The sequence below is a fragment of the Halomonas sp. 328 genome, assembly GCF_015645095.1.
GTDB lineage: Bacteria > Pseudomonadota > Gammaproteobacteria > Pseudomonadales > Halomonadaceae > Bisbaumannia.
In genome coordinates this window covers 79,947-101,122 of sequence record NZ_JADOTW010000012.1, presented here as the reverse complement: position 1 = coordinate 101,122, position 21,176 = coordinate 79,947, and the positions used below count along the sequence as shown (strand labels likewise).

At 69.0% G+C, this 21,176-nt stretch carries 21 protein-coding genes and 1 other RNA gene; 15 read left to right on the top strand and 7 right to left on the bottom strand.

The annotated features are described in order from the left end of the window. Nucleotides 1–142 precede the first annotated feature (142 nt). On the top strand, nt 143–1,657 hold the full coding sequence (ilvA, locus tag IHD13_RS07935) for a threonine ammonia-lyase, biosynthetic (protein ID WP_195860499.1): 1,515 nt from the start codon (nt 143–145) through the stop codon (nt 1,655–1,657). 478 nt (nt 1,658–2,135) lie between these two features. Here ilvA and IHD13_RS07930 read toward each other — a convergent pair whose 3' ends face one another. The 3 genes from IHD13_RS07930 to IHD13_RS07920 form a co-directional block, all read right to left on the bottom strand. After that, on the bottom strand, nt 2,136–2,780 hold the full coding sequence (locus IHD13_RS07930; protein WP_195860498.1) for a 5-formyltetrahydrofolate cyclo-ligase: 645 nt from the start codon (nt 2,778–2,780) through the stop codon (nt 2,136–2,138). Nucleotides 2,781–2,791: 11 nt separating this feature from the next. Further along, a non-coding RNA gene (gene ssrS, locus IHD13_RS07925) (6S RNA) lies at nt 2,792–2,976 on the bottom strand. Between the two features lie 55 nt (nt 2,977–3,031). Continuing rightward, on the bottom strand, nt 3,032–3,331 hold the full coding sequence (locus IHD13_RS07920; protein WP_195860497.1) for a cell division protein ZapA: 300 nt from the start codon (nt 3,329–3,331) through the stop codon (nt 3,032–3,034). A gap of 137 nt (nt 3,332–3,468) precedes the next feature. Between IHD13_RS07920 and IHD13_RS07915 the strand changes: the two genes are divergently transcribed. From IHD13_RS07915 to ubiH, 3 genes are all read left to right on the top strand, one after another. Next, complete coding sequence (locus IHD13_RS07915) at nt 3,469–4,041, top strand: UPF0149 family protein (RefSeq protein ID WP_195860496.1); 573 nt, start codon at nt 3,469–3,471, stop codon at nt 4,039–4,041. 24 nt (nt 4,042–4,065) lie between these two features. After that, complete coding sequence (gene pepP, locus IHD13_RS07910) at nt 4,066–5,403, top strand: Xaa-Pro aminopeptidase (RefSeq protein ID WP_195860495.1); 1,338 nt, start codon at nt 4,066–4,068, stop codon at nt 5,401–5,403. Nucleotides 5,404–5,486: 83 nt separating this feature from the next. After that, on the top strand, nt 5,487–6,722 hold the full coding sequence (ubiH, locus tag IHD13_RS07905) for a 2-octaprenyl-6-methoxyphenyl hydroxylase (protein WP_230086198.1): 1,236 nt from the start codon (nt 5,487–5,489) through the stop codon (nt 6,720–6,722). A 79-nt stretch (nt 6,723–6,801) separates the two neighbouring features. On the opposite strand, the gene IHD13_RS07900 is transcribed toward ubiH, so the two are convergent. Continuing rightward, entirely contained in the window at nt 6,802–8,187 is a 1,386-nt protein-coding gene (locus tag IHD13_RS07900) for a uracil-xanthine permease family protein (protein ID WP_195860494.1), read from the bottom strand. A 222-nt stretch (nt 8,188–8,409) separates the two neighbouring features. Here IHD13_RS07900 and IHD13_RS07895 point away from each other — a divergent pair, with 222 nt between their 5' ends. Then, on the top strand, nt 8,410–9,675 hold the full coding sequence (locus IHD13_RS07895) for a UbiH/UbiF/VisC/COQ6 family ubiquinone biosynthesis hydroxylase (RefSeq protein WP_195860493.1): 1,266 nt from the start codon (nt 8,410–8,412) through the stop codon (nt 9,673–9,675). A gap of 70 nt (nt 9,676–9,745) precedes the next feature. On the opposite strand, the gene IHD13_RS07890 is transcribed toward IHD13_RS07895, so the two are convergent. The 3 genes from IHD13_RS07890 to gpmI form a co-directional block, all read right to left on the bottom strand. Further along, on the bottom strand, nt 9,746–11,023 hold the full coding sequence (locus IHD13_RS07890; protein WP_195860492.1) for a S41 family peptidase: 1,278 nt from the start codon (nt 11,021–11,023) through the stop codon (nt 9,746–9,748). An 84-nt stretch (nt 11,024–11,107) separates the two neighbouring features. Then, on the bottom strand, nt 11,108–12,262 hold the full coding sequence (locus IHD13_RS07885) for a murein hydrolase activator EnvC family protein (RefSeq protein WP_326838326.1): 1,155 nt from the start codon (nt 12,260–12,262) through the stop codon (nt 11,108–11,110). Continuing rightward, a complete protein-coding gene (gpmI, locus tag IHD13_RS07880) occupies nt 12,259–13,833 on the bottom strand; it encodes a 2,3-bisphosphoglycerate-independent phosphoglycerate mutase (RefSeq protein ID WP_195860491.1) in 1,575 nt (524 codons plus the stop codon). Before gpmI ends, IHD13_RS07885 begins: the two co-directional genes overlap by 4 nt. Nucleotides 13,834–14,107: 274 nt before the next feature. On the opposite strand from gpmI, the gene IHD13_RS07875 reads away from it, so the two are divergent. The 10 genes from IHD13_RS07875 (at nt 14,108) to IHD13_RS07830 (ending at nt 21,107) form a co-directional block, all read left to right on the top strand. Further along, the gene (locus IHD13_RS07875; RefSeq protein ID WP_195860490.1) at nt 14,108–14,530 is read left to right on the top strand and encodes a rhodanese-like domain-containing protein; all 423 of its coding nucleotides are present in this window, start codon (nt 14,108–14,110) and stop codon (nt 14,528–14,530) included. A 42-nt stretch (nt 14,531–14,572) separates the two neighbouring features. Beyond that, on the top strand, nt 14,573–15,097 hold the full coding sequence (gene secB, locus IHD13_RS07870; protein WP_195860489.1) for a protein-export chaperone SecB: 525 nt from the start codon (nt 14,573–14,575) through the stop codon (nt 15,095–15,097). 3 nt (nt 15,098–15,100) lie between these two features. Then, nucleotides 15,101–15,829, top strand: a complete 729-nt coding sequence (locus tag IHD13_RS07865; RefSeq protein WP_195860488.1) for a 16S rRNA (uracil(1498)-N(3))-methyltransferase — start codon at nt 15,101–15,103, stop codon at nt 15,827–15,829. 27 nt (nt 15,830–15,856) lie between these two features. Continuing rightward, complete coding sequence (locus IHD13_RS07860) at nt 15,857–16,537, top strand: CvfB family protein (RefSeq protein WP_195860487.1); 681 nt, start codon at nt 15,857–15,859, stop codon at nt 16,535–16,537. 135 nt (nt 16,538–16,672) lie between these two features. Then, on the top strand, nt 16,673–17,626 hold the full coding sequence (gshB, locus tag IHD13_RS07855) for a glutathione synthase (RefSeq protein WP_195860486.1): 954 nt from the start codon (nt 16,673–16,675) through the stop codon (nt 17,624–17,626). Between the two features lie 60 nt (nt 17,627–17,686). Next, entirely contained in the window at nt 17,687–18,523 is an 837-nt protein-coding gene (locus tag IHD13_RS07850) for an energy transducer TonB (protein ID WP_195860485.1), read from the top strand. A gap of 14 nt (nt 18,524–18,537) precedes the next feature. After that, on the top strand, nt 18,538–19,095 hold the full coding sequence (locus IHD13_RS07845) for a YqgE/AlgH family protein (RefSeq protein WP_195860484.1): 558 nt from the start codon (nt 18,538–18,540) through the stop codon (nt 19,093–19,095). Beyond that, entirely contained in the window at nt 19,095–19,553 is a 459-nt protein-coding gene (ruvX, locus tag IHD13_RS07840; protein ID WP_195860483.1) for a Holliday junction resolvase RuvX, read from the top strand. The genes IHD13_RS07845 and ruvX overlap by 1 nt, the downstream gene beginning before the upstream one ends. 8 nt (nt 19,554–19,561) lie before the next feature. Continuing rightward, entirely contained in the window at nt 19,562–20,074 is a 513-nt protein-coding gene (gene pyrR / locus IHD13_RS07835) for a bifunctional pyr operon transcriptional regulator/uracil phosphoribosyltransferase PyrR (protein WP_230086196.1), read from the top strand. A gap of 16 nt (nt 20,075–20,090) precedes the next feature. Then, nucleotides 20,091–21,107: an aspartate carbamoyltransferase catalytic subunit gene (locus IHD13_RS07830; protein ID WP_326838325.1), complete on the top strand. Its 1,017-nt coding sequence runs from the start codon at nt 20,091–20,093 to the stop codon at nt 21,105–21,107. Nucleotides 21,108–21,176 lie beyond the last annotated feature (69 nt).

The window sequence follows — 21,176 nt, the reverse complement described above, 5'->3', positions numbered from 1 at the left end:
GGGGGCGGCAGCATGGCGCGCCCAAGGTCCCTCTACTCCCGGCAGGCTGGACGGGGCGCCCAAGGGTCTGCTACCAATAGTCTCTTTTCCTCTCTCGCTTCACTCCGTGCGGCAATTCGGCCGCGCGTCTTGGGATATCAGGATGCTCGAAGATACAGTCAAGAAGATTCTCCAGGCCCGGGTCTACGAGGCGGCCCGGGAAACGCCGATCTCTCCGGCATCCTTTCTCTCGCGGCGGCTCAACAACCAGATTCTGATCAAGCGGGAAGATCTGCAGCCGGTCTACTCCTTCAAGATTCGCGGCGCCTACAACAAGATGGCCCAGCTCAGTGACGAGCAGAAGGCCAAGGGCGTGATCGCCGCCTCGGCGGGCAACCATGCCCAGGGCCTGGCCCTGGCCGCCCGGCTGATGGGGGTCAAGGCGGTGATCGTGATGCCGCGCATCACCCCGGAGATCAAGGTGGCCGCGGTGCGTGCCCGGGGGGCCAAGGTGGTGCTCAAGGGGGATGCCTTCGCCGCCGCCGCCGAGCATGCCCAGACGCTGATCGAAGAGCACGGCTACACCTATATCCCCCCCTTCGACGATATCGATGTGGTGGCCGGCCAGGGCACCATCGGCATGGAGATCCTCCACCAGCACAGTGGCCCCCTGGATGCCATCTTCGTGCCGGTGGGGGGCGGCGGCCTGATCGCCGGCGTGGCGGCCTACGTCAAGTACCTGCGCCCGGAAATCAAGATCATCGGTGTGGAGTCCGAGGACAGCGCCTGCCTCAAGGCGGCCCTGGAGGCCGGCGAGCGGGTGGTGCTGGACCAGGTGGGGGTCTTCGCCGAGGGGGTCGCCGTGGCCCAGATCGGCGAGGTGCCCTTCTCCATCGTCCGCGACCTGGTGGACGAGGTGATCACCGTCAATACCGACGAGATGTGTGCCGCCGTCAAGGATATCTTCGAGGACACTCGGGCCGTCTCCGAGACTTCCGGGGCCTTGTCGCTGGCCGGCCTCAAGAAGTATATCCAGCAGACCGGCGCCGAGGGCGAGACCCTGCTGTGCATCAACTCCGGGGCCAACACCAACTTCGATCGACTCCAGCATATCGCCGAGCGCACCGAGCTGGGCGAGCAGCGCGAGGCGATCCTCGCCGTGACCATTCCCGAGAAGCCCGGCAGCTTCAAGAAGTTCTGCAAGACCATCGGCAAGCGCATGGTCACCGAGTTCAACTATCGTTATGCCGACCCGGAGCAGGCGCATATCTTCGTCGGCGTCCAGGTCAAGCCCGGGGGGGAGGATCGCCAGGCGCTGATCGACAAGCTGCGCGAGGCGGGCTATCCGGTGGAGGACCTCACCGATAACGAGCTGGCCAAGCTGCATATCCGTCACCTGGGCGGCGGTCGGCCCAGGGAGCACTTCGACGAAGAGGTCTACCGCTTCGAGTTCCCCGAGCGCCCCGGGGCGCTGATGAATTTCCTGACCCACCTGCCCCACGACTGGAATATCTCCCTGTTTCATTATCGTAACCACGGGGCCGCCTATGGGCGGGTGCTGGTGGGCATGCAGGTGCCCAACGGCGATCGTACCCATGTGGAGGAGTACTTCGACGCCATCGGCTACCGCTACTGGAAGGAGTCGGAGAACCCGGCCTATCGCCTGTTTATGGCGTAATCGCCAAGGGGCTGTGTACGTGAGCGCCAACTTACGCCACAGCCCTAGAGAGAACAGCGTTTTCTTACGTTATTTGACGCTTCACCCGGTTGTTATTCAACGGTCATCGGCCTATAGTCTGGCCAGTCGTCACCCGTGGCGATCGATAACAATTTGCAACACTCAACGACCATTGAATTCCATGGAGTAGGCAATGAAGCGTAAGCCCGATCTGGTCATGGCACTGGTACTGGCCTTTGGCATTGGCGTCGTCGCCACCGGCTATGCCCAGGCCCTGGTCGGCAGTTGACCCCGAGGCAGGCATCAGTGCCATGACCAGAAAAACGCCTTAAGCCGGCAGCGACCCTGCCGGCTTTTTCGTCTCTGGGCATTCCTATCATGGTTTACGGCTTATTCGTGGCTTAGGGGCGAATCACTGCCCTATCGCCGACGATGGCTTGTCGCAGGAGAGAGCGGGACATCCCAATGGGTTTGGAGCTTAGGGACGAATCACTTCCCGGTCGCTGACAATCGCATCCAGCGGGACATCCCAACTGGCGCTGGGCAGGGCCGCGACGCGCTGGCAGTCGTGGGCCACACCGATCAGCCGGGGCCGGGGGCCTGGGCCGCGGGTAAAGGCGAAGCTGCGATCATAGAAGCCGCCGCCCATGCCCAGGCGTTCGCCCCGGGGGTCAAAGCCCACCAGCGGCATCAGCACCAGGTCCAGGGCCCAGGCGGGCAGGCGCCGGGCCCGGTGAGCGCCGTGGCGGGTGTCCGGTTCGGGGATGCCGAAGCGGTTCTTCACCATGGGGGTGCCGGGGTGGTAGTGGACGAACCACAGGCGATTTTCCGCCAAGGGGCAGAGGACCGGCAGATACACACGGCAGCCGCGGCGACGCAGCCAGGAAATCAGTGGGGTGGGATCGATCTCGCCGTCGTTGGGCAGATAGAGGGCCAGGCGGCGGGCACGCTGCACCTCGGGGAGGGCGCGCAGGCGGCGACACAGGGCCTCGGCGGCCTGCTGACGCTCTTGGGCTGTCAGGGCGCGACGCCGGCGACGCAGTTCGCGACGCAGGGCTTGGCGCTCGGTGGCCAGCGCGGTCGTTGCTGCCGGCTGGGCGTCGAAGGCAGTGAAATCTTCCATGGCAGCGTGAAGTGTTCCCCAGAATGCCGCTGTCGTTCTGGCCCTTGAACCCAGCGGTTCAAGGTGGGTGGCCGCAGACGAACCGTCAGGCTTTCCGACGCACGGACATGCACACGGGTCCGTCTAGCTGGTGGCCCCCTGGGTATTGCTCATAGGCTCGAGGGACTATAACGACTGGCGCACACCCCAGGGAACCTCTTTATCCTATCAGAGAGGGGGCACCCTCCCAAGGAAGGAATCCGCTCCCGGGGTTATTTGTCCTCGCCGCTGCCCAGGGCTCGCTCCAGGCGGGCATGCAGCTGGCTCAGGCCCTGCTCCTGGTCCTTGCGCTCGTCCAGCAGTTGCAGCAGCTCATGGGCGATATTGAGCGCTGCCATCACGGCGATCTTCTCGTTACCGAGGGTCTTGGCCTGGGCGTGGATGCCGTGCATGGCCCGATCCAGGTAGCGGGCCGAACGCAGCAGTGCCTCCTGTTCTTCCGGTGGGCAGGCGATCACGTAGCTGCGTCCCAGCAGGGTGATCTCGGAGGTCGGGCGTGAGGCATCGGTCATGGGGGCTCCGGGCAGGCCAAGGGGCGGCACGATGCGTTACTATGAGTCGAGCCGCCACTATAAGAGAGCCCTTTGCAAGTGGTCAACGAACCCGGCGCAATGGCGGCCCCACCCACCATGACCCGGAAGCCTCTGGCATGTCCCTGATCAACGACCGTCTCGATTTCTCCACCGTCGCCGACCTGTTTCTATTGCATAACAGCCTGCAGTCGCCCGCCTTCCTGGATGGCCGCCTGGCCGCCGCCCTGGCGCTGCATGACCACACCGCCGAGGCCTGGCTCGAGGAGCTGTGCCTGGCCCTGGGGGTGGAGCAGCCCCGGGACGCCGAGAGCGCCGAGCAGTTCCTGGCCTGGCGCCGGCAGGCCCTGGACGCCCTGAGCGCCGCGGCCCTCGACTATGCCCCCCTGCTCCCCGACGAGCTCTTCTCTTTGGCCGAGCAGGCCCGTGGCCTCAAGGAGTGGACCCAGGGCTTCCTGGAGGTGCTGGCGGAGGTCGATGCCGACAAGCGCCAGGCCTGGTCCGACAACCTCAAGGAGGCCCTGGCCGACCTGGAGATCCTGGCCGGCCTGGAGGCGGAGTTGGAGGAGAGCAGCGAGAACGAGAATGACCTCTTCGCCCTCACCGAACATGCCCGCATGGCCGCCATGCTGCTCTATACCGAACAGCACCCGGGGCGCCCCCAGGTCGAACAGCCGCCGAAAGAACACTGAGCCTCGAGCCTTTCAGGAGTCACCATGAGTCGAGAGAGACTGCCCCGCCCGGCCCCCATCGGCCTGGACGAGTATCGTGCCCGGCGCCGCGCCCTGATGGACGCCCTGCCCCCCGCCAGCGCCGTGCTGCTGCCCGCCGCCGGCCTGGTGACCCGCAGCCGCGACAGCGACTTCCCCTTCCGCCAGAACAGCGACTTCCACTACCTGACCGGCTTCCCCGAGCCGGAGGCCCTGCTGCTGCTGTTGCCGGGGCGTGCCGAGGGAGAATGCGTGCTCTTCTGCCAGGAGCGTGACCCGACACTTGAGGCCTGGACCGGCATTCGCCTGGGCGCCGAGGGGGCCCAGGCTCAGTATGGCGTCGACCAGGCCTTCGAGAATGACGAGCGGGCGGAGCGCCTGGCGGGCCTGCTGAATGGCCGCGAGACCCTCTATCTGCCCCTGGATGACGCCGCGGCCCTGGCCCTGGGGGAATCCCTGCGCGGCGAGCTGCTGGCCAAGCAGCGCCAGGGCGCGCTGGCGCCCCGGGCCTTCGCCGATGTCTGCACGCTGCTCCACGAGCAACGCCTGATCAAGAGTGAGGCGGAGCTGGCATTGATGCGCCATGCCGCCGAGATCTCCGCCCGGGCCCATCGCCGGGCCATGGCCCTGTCCGCCCCAGGGCTCGCCGAATATCACCTCCAGGCGGAGCTGGAGCATGAGTTCCTGTGGCAGGGGGCTAGCGGTCCCGCCTACGCCTCTATCGTCGGCGGCGGCGCCAATGCCTGTGTGCTGCACTATATCGAGAATCGCGCCGAGCTGCGGGACGGCGACCTGGTGTTGATCGATGCCGGTGCCGAGTTCGATCTCTATGCCGGCGATATTACCCGTACCTTCCCGGTCAATGGGCGTTTCTCGGCGGCTCAGCGTGCCCTCTACGAGGTGGTGCTCCATGCCCAGGAGCGGGCGGTAGCGGCGGTGCGCCCCGGTGCCACCCTGGTGGAGATCCATGATGGCGTGGTGCGCGACCTGACGGCGGGGCTGATCGAGCTGGGCCTGCTGGAGGGGGAGCTCGAGGCGTGCATCGCCGAGCAGGGTTACCGCCGCTTCTACCTCCACTCCACCTCCCACTGGCTGGGGCTGGATGTCCACGACGTGGGGGCCTACCGCCACGACGGTCAGGCACGCCCCCTGGTACCGGGCATGGTGATCACCGTGGAGCCGGGGCTCTATATTCCCGACGAGGCGGACATTCCCGAGGCCTATCGTGGCATCGGCATTCGTATCGAGGATGACGTGGCGGTGACTGCCGAGGGGCATGAGGTGCTCTCCGCCGGCGTGCCCAAGCGGGTCGAGGAAATCGAGGCCCTGATGGTCAAGGAATGATCGCTCGGGTGGCTAGCTTTTCTTAGTTACGTAATTACATTATTGGTGTTCGGCCGCTTCCTGGCCGCTTTCACGAGAGAGGCATGATGGAGACGCCCAGCCACAGCATAGACCAGGCACCGGCAAGGCCCGTGGATATCGCCATCATCGGTGGCGGCCTGGTGGGGGCCAGTCTGGCCTGTGCCCTGGCGCCCCTGATTCGTCGCCATGACCTGCGGGTGGCGGTGATCGAGGCGACCCCGCTGCCCGCGGCCGGCGAGGCCGACTGGCAGCCCAGTTTCGATGCCCGGGCCAGCGCCATCGCCCAGGGCTCCCGATGGCATTTCGAGGCGCTGGGCCTGTGGGACGCCATGGCCCGAGAAGCGGAGCCGATTCGCCGCATCCATATCAGCGAACGCGGACGCCTGGGGGTGACGCGGCTGGCCGCCGAGGAGCTGTCGGTGGAGGCCCTGGGCTATGTGCTGCCCAATGCCTGGATGGGACGGGTGCTGCACCAGCGTCTCGCGGAGTTGCCCCTGGCCTGGCACTGCCCGGCCAGGGTCGAGTCGATGAGCCCCGGCGGCTCGGGCTATCGCCTGAGGCTCAGCGATGGCCAGTGCCTGGAGGCGGGGCTCACCGTGCTGGCGGATGGGGGGCGCTCCGGGCTCAAGGAGCGCCTCGGCATCGATAGTCGCGCCACCCCCTACGACCAGGTGGCCCTGATCGCCAACCTGGAGGTGAGTCGCCCCCATGGCGGCACCGCTTTCGAGCGCTTCACGCCGGAGGGGCCCCTGGCCCTGCTGCCCCTCAAGGGGAATCGCATGGAGCTGGTCTGGACCCATGCGGTGGGCGGCGAGGCCGAGACCCTGGCGCTCTCCGACGGTGACTTCCTGTGGCGGCTGCAGCGGGCCTTCGGCGATCGCGCCGGGCGCTTTCGTCGGGTGGGGCAGCGCCATAGCTACCCGCTCTCCCTGGTGACCGCCCGGGAGACGGTGCGCCCGGGGCTTGCCGTGCTGGGCAATGCCGCCCATGCCCTGCACCCGGTGGCCGGCCAGGGCTTCAACCTGGCGCTGCGAGGGGTGGTGGATCTGGTCGCGGCCCTGGAGGCCGGCCTGGCCAGCGGGCAGTCCCTCGGTGCCATGACGGTGCTCGGCGACTTCGAGGCGCGCCGCGATCGCGATCGCCATAACGTCATCCGTTTCAGCGATGGCCTGGTGCGCCTCTTCGGCATCGATCATCCCCTGCTCTCCCATGCCCGGGCGGCGGGACTGATCGGCCTCAACCTGGTGGGGCCGTTGCGCCGGGCCCTGGCACGGCGGGCCATGGGCCTGGAGCGCTGAGGCGCCGAGAGCCACCAGCAGAAACGCCAAGGGCCCGGCAGTGTTGCCGGGCCCTTGGCGTCTTGGGTCCTGCTAAGGCTTACTTCTTGGGCGTGGCCGCTTCGGCCGCGGCTGCTGCCTCATCGGCCTCGATGGGCTCGCGCTTCGGCTTGCCGGGCAGGATGGCGTCCAGCAGCAGGGCCGCCAGGGCCGCCGGCACCAGGCCGGACTTGAGCAGCAGGCCGAGCTGGCCGGGCATGGTTTCGGAGATGGCCTCCACCGCCGGCAGGCCGATACCCAGGCTCAGGGAGACGGCGATGATCAGCATGTTGCGCTGGTTCAGGTCGCACTCCTGGATGATCTTGAGGCCCGCGGAGGCAATCATGCCGAACATGACCACGCCGGCGCCGCCCAGGACGGCATGCGGCATGGCGGCGACCAGGGCGCCCAGTTTCGGGAACAGGCCCATGCAGATCAGCAGGATGCCGCCGATGGTCACCACGTGACGGCTGACCACGCCGGTCAGGGTGATCAGGCCCACGTTCTGGGCATAGGCGGTGTTGGGCAGGGTGTTGAAGATGGCGGCGAAGGAGGTGGCCACGCCGTCGGCCATGACGCCGCCGGAGAGCTCGCGATCCTTGGCATGGCGGCCGGCGCCGCCGATGGTGATGGCCGAGATGTTGCCGATGGTCTCCAGGCCCACCACGAACATGATCAGGGCCATGCCGATGATGGCGGTCAGCTGGAACTCCAGGCCGTACTGGAAGGGCTTGGGAATGGAGAACCAGGCGGCGTCGCCGACGGTGGAGAAGTCCACCATGCCGAGGAAGATCGCCAGGATATAACCGCTGGCCAGGCCCACCAGGATGGAGGCGGCCTTGAGGAAGCCGCGGCCGAACTGGTGGACGCCGATGGTGACCACCAGCACGAAGAAGGCCAGGCCCAGGTTGGTGGGGGAGGCGAAGTCGGGGTTGCCGATGCCGCCGGCGGCATAGTTGAGACCCACCGGCATCAGGATGATGCCGATCAACAGCACCACGATGCCGGTGACCACCGGCGAGAACCAGTGGCGGATCTTCTTCAGGCTGGCCCCCAGACCCACCTGCAAGACGCCCGCCACCAGGGAGGCGCCGAGTACGGCGGGGAGGCCGAAGGTGCCGGCCAGGGGCAGGGCCACCGGCAGGAAGCCGAAGCTGGTGCCCTGAACGATGGGCAGGCGGGCGCCGATGGGGCCCATGCCGATGGTCTGGATCAGGGTGGCGATACCGGCCACGAAGAGCGCGACCTGGATCAGGAAGATCGTTTCGCCGGTGGTGGCGCCGATGACCCCGGCGATGATGATGGGCGGGGTCACGTTACCGGCGAACATCGCCATGATGTGCTGAATGCCCAGGGGGATCGCCTTGCCCAGGGGGGGCATGGCATCGGGGTCTCGATTGATGGTGCGGGATGGCCGGGGTTCGGCCTGGGGGGTGGCTTCGGTCATCTTGTGCCTCTCGCGCGGTTGTTGTTGTACACACTCAATCCCTAAGGGATGAATACTTTGTTATGTAGTTGTTGTACACAAAATAGCCACAAAGGGGGGGAGGGTCTATCCCCGAGGATGAGCTGATAAGGACTATTTCATTGTCGGCATACTTCCAGGGAGTGGTATTCAGACTAGCCGGGTTGGTGGCACCTTCGCAGGGGGCGCCTGGCGAGAGCGGTCATGCGACAATGGCGACACGAGAATTCGGCAGTCGAGGAGGCAGCGATGCGAGCCGAGGTAGTGGTCGTAGGCGGAGGCATGGTGGGGGCCACCCTGGCCGCCCTGCTGGGAGGGGCCGGGGTCGCCGTGACGGTGCTGGATGCCCGCCCCGCCCCCCTGGCGCAGGATGATGTGGCGGGCATGCCGCCGGGGCGCCGGGTCAGCGCCGTCACGCCGGTCTCCCAGCGTCTGCTGAGCGGCCTGGGGGTCTGGGAGACCATCGTCGCTCGTCGTGCCACCCCCTATACCGGCATGGCGGTCTGGGATGCCCAGGGCAGCGGCGAGATCGCCTTCGAGGCAGGGCAGGCCGGGGTGCCGGCGCTGGGACATATCGTCGAGAACGACGTCATCCTGGCGGCCCTGGAGGCGCGCCTGGCGGCTCTGCCCACGGTGACCCAGCGCTTCGGTGCCGTGATCGAGGGGTATCAGGAGGACGCCGATGGTGCCTGCTTGACCCTGGCAGGCGGCGAGGCCCTGAGTGCGCCCCTGGTGGTGGCCGCCGATGGCGCCCGCTCGCGGCTGCGGTCGCTGGCAGGGATCGCCGCCGAGCCCAGGGACACCGGTCAGGTGGCGGTGGTGACCACGGTGCGCACCGCCCTGCCCCATGGCGGCGTGGCTCGCCAGGTGTTCCTGCCTACCGGCCCCCTGGCCTTCCTGCCCCTGACATTGGAAGGTGAGCCTCGCTACTGCTCCATCGTCTGGTCGACCACCCCCGAGGAGGCGGAGCGCCTGGTCGGCCTGCCCCGGGTCGCCCTGGGCGAGGCCCTGGAGGCGGCCTTCGAGGGGCGTCTCGGCCGGGTGGAAGCGATCGATGGCGCCCTCAGCGTGCCCCTGGTGCAGCGACATGCCGAGCGCTATGTGCGTCCCGGCCTGGCGCTGATCGGCGATGCCGCCCACAGCATTCACCCCCTGGCTGGCCAAGGGGTGAACCTGGGGTTGATGGATGCGGCGGTGCTGGCGGAGGAACTGTTGGACGCCCGGCGGCGGGGGATTCGCCCGGGTAGTGAGCGGATCCTGGCCCGCTACGCCCGGCGGCGGCGCGGCGACAACGCCGCCATGCTGGCGCTGATGGACGGCTTCCGGCTGCTGTTCGGCGCGACCCATCCGGCCCTGGCGTTGGCCCGCAACCTGGGACTCTCCGGGGTCGACCGGGCCACGCCGATCAAGCGGTTGCTGATGCGACAGGCGATCGGCGAACGGGGTCGCCTGCCGCCGAGTTGCCGCTAAGGCGTGAACCGCGGTAGGTCGGATGCTCTCGCCTGCGGCTCGTTTATTCGACCTACGCCGTTTATCCGACCTACCCTGCGGCGGCGGGGCGCTGGCCGATCACCTTGAGGGCCTTGAGCAGGTTGAGGGCCTCGGCCAGTTGATAATCCTCTCGCAGCCGCTCGCTGATCGCCTCGCTGCGCTGGCGGGTTTCGCCGCGCCGGCCCAGGTGCCCCTCCAGATCCGCCTCGCGCAGCTGCCGACTGCTCTCCGCCAGCTCCAGGCGGCCCCGGGCCACCTCCACGTCGGGGGCGATGCCCAGGGCCTGGATGGAGCGCCCGCTGGGCGTGTAGTAGAGGGCGGTGGTCAGCTTGAGTCCCTCGCCGTTGCCCAGCGGCATGATCTGCTGCACCGAACCCTTGCCGAAGCTCTCGGTGCCCATCACCACGGCGCGGCGCTGATCCTGCAGGGCGCCGGCGACGATCTCCGCCGCCGAGGCGCTGCCGCCGTTGATCAGTACCACCATGGGCACCTCGGCGGCGACCTGGCTGGCACTGGCATTGAAGCGCAGCTCGCTGTTGGGCAGGCGTCCTTCGGTATAGACGATCAGCCCCCGCTCGAGGAAGGCGTCAGCCACCGCCACCGCGGCCTGCAGCACGCCACCGGGGTTGTTGCGCAGGTCCAGCACCAGGCCGTCCAGGGCACCGTCCCGCTCCAGGGCCGCCACCGCACTCTCCACCTGCTCGCCGGTGCGGCTCTGGAACTGGCTGATACGCAGGTAACCGTAGCCCGGCTCCAGCAGTTCGCTGCGCACGCTCTCGGTACGAATGATCTCCCGGGTCAGGGTGACGGTGCGGGGCGTCTCCTCGCCGCGGCGTAGCAGGGTCAGCTCCAGGTCGGTGCCCGGCTCGCCACGCATCAGGTTGACCGCCTCCTGCAGCGACATGCCCTCGGTGGGGGTGTCACCGATGCGCAGGATGGCGTCCCGAGCCTGCAGGCCGGCGCGGGCCGCCGGGGTGTCATCGATGGGAGCGATCACCGTCAGCTGGCCGTTCTCCAGTCCCACCTCGATGCCGATGCCGCCGAACTCGCCCTGGGTCGACTCCTGGAGGCTGCGGAAGGCGTCACGATCCAGGTAGGCGGAGTGGGGGTCGAGTTCGCCGAGCATGCCGCGCATGGCGTTACGCAGCAGGGTGGCGTCGTCCACCTCCTCCACATAGGCGCGCTTGATGCGCTCGAAGACCTCGGCGAAGGTCTGGATCTCCTCCAGGGCGAGATCGTCATCGGCCGCCGGGGCCTGCAGTGGCAGGGCCACCAGGGCCAGGGCGGCGAGGCCCGAGAGCAGTGGGCGGGGAATGGTGATGGGCATGCAGTCTCCCGTGTCGGGGGCTAATTGAGTGACTGACAGGGCTTCAGGATAGCGCCGTCGCGGCGTCCGGCGCCATAGGCGGTGTCAGCGACGGGCGATCCAGCCCTGGGGGTCGATGGGGTCACCGTCGCGGCGCACCTCGAAATAGAGCGCCGGCTGGCCGCGACCGCCGCTGGCGCCCACGGCGCCGAGGCGGGTGCCGCGCTCCACGGCGGCGCCCACGCCCACGTCGAAGCGTTGCAGGTGGGCGTGCAGGGTCATGATGCGATCGCCGTGATCGATGATCAGCAGGTTGCCGAAGCCGCGCATCCAGTCGGCGAACACCACCCGCCCCGCATGGACCGCCTCCACCGGGGTGCCCTCGGCGGCCTGGATCAGGATGCCGTTGCGATTGACCCCCTCGCCACGGCCGAAGCGCGAGGCGATGGCGCCCTGTACCGGCCAGGGCAGGTCGCCCCGGGTCTGAGCGATGGCGGTGGAGGGCGGCGGGCGCTGGAGCCGCGCCAGCTCTTCCTGCACCTGGCGCAGCACCCGTTCGGCATGGGCGCGGTCCTGGTTGAGATCCGCCAGGCGGGCCTGCTCGCTGGCGTAACGGGCGTCGAGTTCGGCCACCAGGGCCTGGCGCTCGCGGCCCTGCTCGGCCAGCTCGGCGCTACGCGCCTCCAGGGCGGCCTGGTTGGTGGCCAGGGCGCTGGCGCGCTCGTCCAGGGCCCGGCGGTTGGCGGCCAGCCGCGCGTTCAGTTCGGCCAGCTCGTCCAGGCGCGCGTTGCGCGCCCGGGTCAGGTGATTGAGGTAGGTCTGCAGGCGATCCAGGCGTGCCGGATCCTCCTGGTTGAGCAGCAGCTTGAGCTGGGGCGTCTGGCCGAGGCGGTAGAGGGCGTCGAGCTGGGTGGCCAGGGCCGCTTCCAGCTCGTCGCGTTCCGCCTCCAGGGCCTCGCGCTGGCGCTCCAGGTCATAGACCTCGTCGTCGAGGCGCCGCCGCTCGGCCTGGAGCTCGTCCAGGCGGCGGTGGGTCTCGGCGAGGGCGGTCTCCACCCGGCGCAGGGCCTGGTCGGCGTCGTCCCGGGCGTGGCGGGTGCCCTCCAGGCGACGGTTCAGCGCCTGGATCTCGCCGCCGATGGCATCCAGGCGCTCCCGGGCCTGGCGCTCGTCGGGCTGGGCCGCCAGGGGGGCGGCCCAGCCCAGCAGCAGGGCGAGACTCAGGGCACCGCCCAGGGTGTGGGCGAGGCGCCGCCTCACGGGAAGTCGATCAGCACCTGGCCGGTCATCTCCGGCGGGATCGCCTCGCCCATCATGGTCAGCAGGGTCGGGGCGATATCGCAGAGCCGGCCGCCGTCGCGCAGGCGCGCTTGGCGGGGGGTGACATAGACCAGCGGTACGGCGAAGGTGGTGTGGGCGGTCTGGGGGGCGCCGGTGTCCGGGTTGGTCATCTGCTCGGCGTTGCCATGGTCGGCGGTGATCAGGCACTCGCCCCCGGCTCGCTCGATGGCTTCCACCACCCGGCCGACACAGGCGTCCACCGCCTCGATGGCTTGGACCGCGGCGTCGAACTTGCCGGTGTGGCCGACCATGTCGCCGTTGGCGTAGTTGCAGACGATCAGGTCGTAGGCACCGGAATCGATGGCCTCCACCAGCCGGTCGGTGACCTCGGGGGCACTCATCTCCGGCTTCTCGTCGTAGGTCTTCACCTCCTGGGGCGAAGGCACCAGCACCCGGGTCTCGCCGGGATACTCCGCCTCCTGGCCACCGGAGAAGAAGAAGGTCACGTGGGCATACTTCTCGGTCTCGGCGATGCGCAGCTGGGTCTTGCCGCGGCTGGCCATCACCTCACCCAGGGTGTTGCGCAGCTCCTCCGGAGGGAAGGCGGCCGGGGCGGGGATATCGGCGGCGTACTGGGTCAGCATCACCAGGCCGTCGGCGGCCAGCCGCGGGTGGGCGCGGCGCTCGAAGCCGGCGAAGCCGGGTTCGACGAAGGCGCGGGTCAGTTCCCGGGCGCGGTCGGCGCGGAAGTTCATGAAGATGGCCGCGTCGCCCTCGTCCATGGCGATGGCCCGGCCCGCCGGGCGCACGCTGGTGGCGGCCACGAATTCATCGGTCTCGCCGCGCTCGTAGGCGGCGGCCAGGCCGGCCTCGGCGCTCTCCACCACCTGCTCGCCCTCGGCCTCGGTGATCAGGCGGTAGGCCTTCTCGACCCGGTCCCAGCGGTTATCGCGGTCCATGGCGTAGTAGCGGCCGATCAGCGAGGCGATAAAGCCGTTGTCGGCGCCCACCAGCTCGGCGAGGCGGGCATCGGTGCGCTCGATGGAGGCGGCAGCGCTCTTGGGCGGCATGTCGCGGCCGTCGAGGAAAGCATGCACATAGATGCGCTTGACGCCACGCTCGGCGGCCAGGGCGGCCATGGCCAGGATATGCTCCTCATGGCTGTGCACGCCGCCCGGGGAGAGCAGGCCCAGTAGGTGCAGTGCCTTGCCGTCCCGGGCAGCGGCATCGATGGGCGCGGTCAGTACCGGGTTATCGGCCAGCTCACCGTCTTCGATGGCCTTGGTGATGCGGGTGAAGTCCTGGTAGACGATGCGTCCGGCCCCCAGGTTCATGTGCCCCACTTCGGAGTTGCCCATCTGGCCCTCGGGCAGCCCCACGAACTTGCCGTCGGTGTGGATCAGCGCATGGGGGTAGTCGCGCTGCAGGCGGTCCATTACCGGGGTGTTGGCCGCGGCGATGGCATTGTCCTGGGCGTCGTCGTTATGGCCGTAGCCATCGAGAATGATCAGCGCCACCGGGCGCGGGGCGGCTGCATTGGCATCAGACATGAAGATTGGCCTCGTTGTGTCAGCGTCGAAGGCCCCGTCGGCATCCGCCGGCGGGGTCGCGACTCACGGCTCCTTGGGGCATCATATCGCACCGCCCACCGGGCCGTCAGCTTGAGGGGATGGGCCAGCGCCCCGCGGCGATGCCAACGGCGACGGCCTTGGCGGGCCAGACGCTCGCCGATGGCTTGTGTATACTGTGCCGGTTCGGCGGCGTGGTGCCGCCACGGTGCCTGCACCATTCCTCGGAGTCACCCAACGAGAGCTACCGCAAGCCATGATCGACCAGCTGTTCGAATTCGTCGCCAATCACCCGCTGCTGGTGGGTGCCTTCGTCCTGGTGCTGTTCGCCTGGATCGCCTACGAGATCCGCAACAGCAGCGCGGGTGGCGTCACCTCCAGCGAGGCCACCCAGTTGATCAACCGCGAAGACGCGGAGGTGATCGATATTCGCGAGGCGGGGGAGTTCAAGGCCGGGCATATCGCCGGGGCCCGCAATATTCCCCAGAGCAAGCTCGAGTCGCGCCTCGGTGAGCTGGAAAAGGCCAAGGAGAAACCGGTGATCGTGGTCTGCAAGCATGGCCAGGCCTCCGGTATCGCCGTGGCCAAGCTGGCCAAGGCCGGCTTTACTCGCCCCCTCAAGCTCAAGGGTGGCATGCTCCAGTGGCAGAGCGACGGCCTGCCGGTGGTCAAGAAGTAACCCACGACCTTTTTTATCCCAACGTCGGCAAGGAATCCCAGCATGGCGGAAGAGAACAACCAGAGCACAGGCGGCAACGACCAGGCCGCCGGCCAGCAGAACCAGCAGCAGCTGCAGTTCGCCCTGCAGCGCATCTACGTCAAGGACATCTCCTTCGAGGCTCCCAACTCGCCGGCGGTGTTCCAGCAGCCCTTCAAGCCGAAGGTCGGCCTGGACCTCAATACCTCCAGCCAGCAGGTGGGTGAGGGACTCTATGAGGTGGTGGTCAAGGTCACCGCCCAGGTCGCCCATGCCGAGAGCGGCAGCACCTCCTTCCTGGTGGAAGTGGAGCAGGCCGGCCTGTTCCGCATCGGCGGCCTGGAAGGCGAGCGCCTGGAGCACACCCTGGGGGCCTTCTGTCCCAATGTGCTCTTCCCCTATGCCCGGGAGTGCATCGACAGCCTGGTCAACCGTGGCGGCTTCCCGCCGCTGATGCTGGCTCCGGTCAACTTCGAGGCGCTCTATCTGCAGAAGAAGAAGCGTGCCGCCGAAGGAGCCGCCCAGCAGAGCGGCGAGACCACCCAGTAAGCCATGGGTCAGCCGCGCATCCACGTCGCCGCCGGGTTCGCCCCCGGCGGCGACCTCGTTCTGCCGGAGGGGCCGGCGCGCCACCTGGCCCTGGTGCTGCGCCTGCGCGAAGGCGCCGTGGTGACCCTCTTCGACGGCCAGGGCCGGGAGGCCGAGGCGCAGATCGTCGAGGCGGGTCGCAAGCGGGTCGTGGTGCGCATCGAGGTGGTCGCCGAGGGGCGGGGCGAGTCACCCCTGGCGGTGCACCTGGGCCAGGCGATCTCCAAGGGCGAGCGCATGGACTACGCCATCCAGAAGGCCGTGGAACTGGGGGTGGCGGCCATTACCCCGCTCTATACCGAGCATGGCGATGTGCGGCTCAAGGGCGATCGGGCCGCCAAGAAGCTCGCCCACTGGCAGGCGGTGGCCGCCAGCGCCTGCGAGCAGTGCGGCCGTGCCGTGGTGCCGCCGGTGCACCCGCCCCTGGCCCTGGCCGACTGGCTGGCCGGGCGCGACGAGGCCCTGCGCCTGGTGCTGCATCCCGCCACCTCGGGTGCCCTAGACCGGCATGACGCCCCTGCCGACGCGGCCCTGCTGATCGGCCCCGAGGGCGGACTGTCCGAGGCGGAAGTCGCCGGCGCCCAGGCGGCCGGCTTCCTGCCGCTCTCGCTCGGCCCGCGTATCCTGCGCACCGAGACCGCGCCGGTGGTGGCGCTATCCTTGTTGCAGTACCGCTTCGGCGACTTCGCCTGATCCCACTCCGTCACCCTGGAAGCCACCATGTCCCGATCTCCCCAAGCCTCCCCCACCGCGCATGTCGGCGAGGTCGCCTACCTCCGGGTGGCGGCGGTCAACGCCACCGGCGCCTTCCTCGACTGGGGCCAGCCCAAGGAGCTGCTGCTGCCCTACCCGGAGCAGCGTTTCCGCCCCGAGGTGGGCAAGCGGGTGCTGGTGTGCATCTACGAGGATGACCGGGGGCGGCCGGTGGCCTCCCAGCGCCTCGACAAGCACCTCCAGGACGAGTCCCGGGGCCTGGCCGCCGGCGACGAGGTGATCCTGGTGATCGCCGATCGCACCGATCTGGGCTTCAAGGTGGCGGTGAATCACCGCTTCTGGGGCCTGCTCTACCAGGACGAGGTGAGCCGGCCGCTGCGCCGTGGCCAGCGCCTCAGCGGCTATATCAAGCGGGTCCGCGAGGATGGCCGCCTGGACCTCTCGCTGCTGCCGCCGGGGCCGGCGCGCCTCGACGTGGTCGGCGAGCAGGTGCTCGGCGCCCTGCGCCAGGCCGGCGGCTACCTGATGCTCTCCGACAAGAGCGACCCCGCCGAGATCAAGGCGCGGCTGGGGATCAGCAAGAACGCCTACAAGCAGGCCATCGGCCGCCTCTACAAGCAGCGCCGCATCCTGATCGAGGACGGCGGCATTCGCCTGCTGCCCGAGGGCGACGGCGCCGAGCGCTAAGCCCGCCCCCAGGATAGCCCCGAGCCTCCGGCACAGGGCGCCCCTTTGGCCGGTGATGACAGCGCCCGCCTTGGTCTTCCCCGGGCCGCTGCGGCATACTGCGCCCATCACTCCGCGTCCAGGACACCCGACTCGATGAGCGCACTCCGCATTGGCGTGGTGATGGATCCCATCGCCGATCTCACCTTCAAGAAAGACACCACCCTGGCCATGCTGTGGGCCGCCCAGGAGCGGGGCGCCTCGCTCTTCTACCTGGAGCAGGAGGACCTCTTCCTGCGCGAGGGGCGCGCCTTCGGCCGCCTGCGCCCGCTGACCGCCCACCGCGATCCCGGCCACTGGTACGATCTGGGCGAGGCCGAGGCCCGGCCCCTGGCGGAGCTCGATGTGATCCTGATGCGCAAGGATCCGCCGGTGGACGCCCACTTCCTCAATGCCGTCTACCTGCTGGGGTTCGCCGAGCGGGAGGGCGTGCTGGTGGTCAACCCCACCCGGGCCCTGCTGGAGTGCAACGAGAAGCTCTTCGCCCAGCAGTTTCCCCAGTGCTGCACCCCGACCCTGGTCTCCTGCAACGAGGCCGAGCTGCGCGCCTTCCACGCCGAGCACCAGGACGTGATCCTCAAGCCCCTGGATGGCATGGGCGGCAGCGGCATCTTCCATGTGCAGCCCGACGGTCGCAACCTGGGCGCCATCATCGAGATGCTCACTGAGCGGGGCCGCCGCCAGATCATGGCCCAGCGCTATATTCCCGAGATCCGTGACGGCGACACCCGCATCCTGCTGGTGGACGGCGAGCCGGTGCCCTATGGCCTGGCCCGGGTGCCCATGGCCGGCGAGACCCGCGGCAACCTGGCCGCCGGCGGCACCGGCGTCAGCCGCGAGCTGACCGAGCGGGATCACTGGCTGATCCAGCAGGTGCAGCCCATGATTCGTGACAAGGGGCTGATGTTCGTGGGCCTCGACGTGATCGGCGACTACATCACCGAGATCAATGTCACCAGCCCCACCTGCGTGCGGGAGATCGACGACCAGCGCGGCACCGATATCGCCGGCCTGCTGATGGACGCCATCGAGCGCCGCCTGGCCGCTTAGTGAAAACTATCCGATGAGATAAGCGCCGGCCCCGCTTATCCGAGCCCCGGAAGGAGATGCATGGCGCAGCCGATCAACGATGCCCTCGTCTATGCCCCGGTCACCCACCCCTATCGGCGCTGGGTGGCCTGGGCCCTGGCGATCCTGCTGCACCTGGTGCTGATCGGCGCCGTGGCCAGCTGGCGCCTGGCGCCGACGCCCCCGGAGGCCCCGCCCCGCCCCAGCCTCGATGTGGTGCTGGTGGGCCTGCCCGGCGAGGCGCCAGAGCAGGCCGAGGCCATCGCCGCGGCGGCCCAGCAGGCGAGAGGCCGCGATGCCGAGCCCGCCCCCCGGGCCCGGGCTCAGGCCGCCGCGGCCAGCGCCAGTGCCGGCGGCGCCGAGCGTGCCGCGCCTGCCCCCGAGACGCTGAGCGGGTCGGCCCCGGACGCGGCCCCCGCCCCGGCCCGGGCCGAGCCCCTGCCCCCCGGCAGCTTCGCGGCGGTCAGCGAGGCGGCCGGTGGCGAGCGTGGCCGGCAGGCCCGGGACACCGGCCCCGAGGCGAGCCTCGCCGGGGAGGAGGACGAACTCGGCCAACTGGCCGCCCGGGAGGCCGCCGAGGCGCGTTATATCGCCGCCTGGACCCGCCAGGTGGAGGCCTTCGGCAATCGCCATTACCGCCTGTCGCCGGCCCTGGAGGGGCAGCTGCGAATTCGCGTGGTGGTGGGACGCGAGGGTCAGCTGCGTCAGATAGAGGTGGTACAATCGTCGGGACACCCCGAGCTCGACCAGGCCGCCCTGACCACGGTGCGCGACGCCGGCCCCTACCCGCCCTTCGACGGCGAGATGGCCGGCCTCGACAGCCTCTCCATCACGCGCGTCTGGCGCTTCGGGAAAGGCAACGACTTCGGCGTGCCCTGACGCCCGGGAGACCCATGCAAAGCTTGAAGAATCATTTCCTGCTGGCCATGCCGCAGCTCGAGGATCCCAACTTCGCCGGCAGCCTCAGCTACCTGTGCGACTACGACGACAACGGCACCATGGGGGTGATCGTCAACCGGCCCATGGAGATCACCCTGGACGCCCTCTTCGACCAGCTCGAGCTGGGCGGCGATGCCCCCCACCATGCCGATGCCCCGGTCTACTTCGGCGGCCCGGTGCACAAGGATCGCGGCTTTATCCTGCATCGCGGCAGCAGCGCCGACTGGGACTCCAGCATCCAGGTCACCGAAGACATCGCCCTGACCACCTCCCTGGACATGCTCAAGGCCCTGGCCGAGGGGCGCGGCCCCAGCCAGTTCCTGGTCTGCCTGGGCTGTGCCGGCTGGGAGGCGGGCCAGCTGGAGAGCGAGCTCAAGGAGAACAGCTGGCTCACCGTGGAGGGCCATGCCGATATCCTCTTCTCGGTGCCCCCGGAGCAACGCCTGCAGGCCGCCGCCGGGGCCCTGGGCGTCGACCTGACCCTGATGAGCCGCGAGGCGGGGCACTCCTGATGGCCGCGGCGGGGGAGCGGCTGATCCTGGCCTTCGACTTCGGCACCCGGCGCATCGGCGTGGCGGTGGGCAACGAGCTGATCCACAGCGCCCGGGAGCTGGAGCCGCTGCCGGCCCGGGACGGCATCCCCGACTGGGCCCAGGTCACGCGCCTGGTGGAGGAGTGGCGTCCCGACCTCTTCGTCGTCGGGCTGCCGATCAACATGGACGGCAGCGAGTCGGAGATGAGCACCCGCGCCCGCAAGTTCGGCAAGCGCCTCTATGGCCGCTACGGCAAGCCCTGCGAGCTGGTCGACGAGCGCGGTTCCACCCGCGAGGCCAAGGCCATCGCCCGGGAACAGGGCCACCGCGGCAACTACCGGGAAGAGGGCATCGACGGCCTGGCCGCGGTGCTGATCCTCGAGGGCTGGTTCGCCGGCCGCGAAGGCCTGCCCGGCGGCCGCCACAGCCAACCCTGAAGGACTTCATGATGACACTCCCCGAGATACCCGCCCTGTTCGACAGCCTCGAGGCGCGCCTCGAGCTCTGCCTCGAGCGCCTGGCGGTGGACCGCGACCGACTGGCCGTGGTGGGCATCCACACTGGCGGCGTCTGGGTCGCCGAGCAGCTGCATGGGCGCCTGGGTTTGCCCACCCCCCTGGGTACCCTGGATATCGGCTTCTGGCGCGATGACTTCGACCACCAGGGCCTGCCGGAGGGCATCCGCGCCAGCGACTTGCCCTTCGCGGTGGAAGGCCGCGACATCCTACTGGTGGACGACGTCATCATGTCCGGGCGCACCATCCGCGCCGCCCTCAACGAGCTCTTCGACTACGGTCGGCCGCGCCGCGTGCTGCTGGCCAGCCTGCTCTCCCTGCCGGGCCGCGAGCTGCCCATCCAGCCCGACGCCTGCGGCGCCGAGCTGAGCCTGGCCCCGGGCCAGCGGGTCAAGCTCCAGGGCCCCGACCCCCTTACCCTGTCGCTGGTCGAGCGACGCTGATCTTCCAGGAGGCTCCGTGATCGACCCCGCATCCCGCCCGGGCACACCGGCCCAGGTCCAGCTCGGCGACGATGGCCGGCTGCGCCACTTCATCGATATCGAGGGCCTGCCCAAGGCGCTGCTCACCGAGATCCTCGACACCGCCGACAGCTTCCGCGGCGTCCAGGAGGCCCAGGTCAAGAAGGTGCCGCTGCTGCGCGGCAAGACGGTGGCCAACCTCTTCTTCGAGAACTCCACCCGCACCCGGGCCACCTTCGAGCTGGCCGCCAAGCGCCTCTCGGCGGACGTGCTCAACCTGGATATCAAGACCTCCTCCACCGCCAAGGGCGAGACCCTGCTGGACACCCTGCAGAACCTCGAGGCGATGCAGGCGGACGCCTTCGTGGTGCGCCACTCCGACTCCGGCGCCGCCCATTTCATCGCCAGCCAGGTGACCCCCCGGGTGGCGATCATCAATGCCGGCGACGGGCGCCATGCCCACCCCACCCAGGCGATGCTCGACATGCTGACCATCCGCCGCCACAAGGGTGACTTCGCCAAGCTGCGGGTGGCCATCGTCGGCGATATCCTCCACTCCCGGGTGGCCCGCTCGCAGATCCTCGCCCTCAACACCCTGGGCGCCGCCGAGGTGCGGGTGGTGGCGCCACGCACCCTGCTGCCGGTGGACGTGGAAGCCCTGGGCTGCCGGGTCTTCACCCGCCTGAGCGAGGGCCTGGCCGGCGCCGACGTGGTGATCGCCCTGCGCCTGCAGAAGGAGCGCATGGACGGCGCCCTGCTGCCCTCCGAGAGCGAGTTCTACCGCCACTACGGCCTGACCCGGGACAGCCTGGCCTGGGCCCACCCGGAGGCCATCGTCATGCACCCGGGGCCCATCAACCGCGGCGTGGAGATCGAGTCCGCGGTGGCCGACGGCCCTCGCTCGGTGATCCTCGACCAGGTCACCAACGGCATCGCCGTGCGCATGGCGGTGCTGTCGATGGCGGTCAGCGGACAGACGCGGGAACGGGAACAGCGGCGGCAGGAGACGCAGTGATGAGAGTGATGAAATGGCACCAGGGCGTCGTTATGGATGGACGGGCCGGGGCGCAGCGGCGGCAGGAGA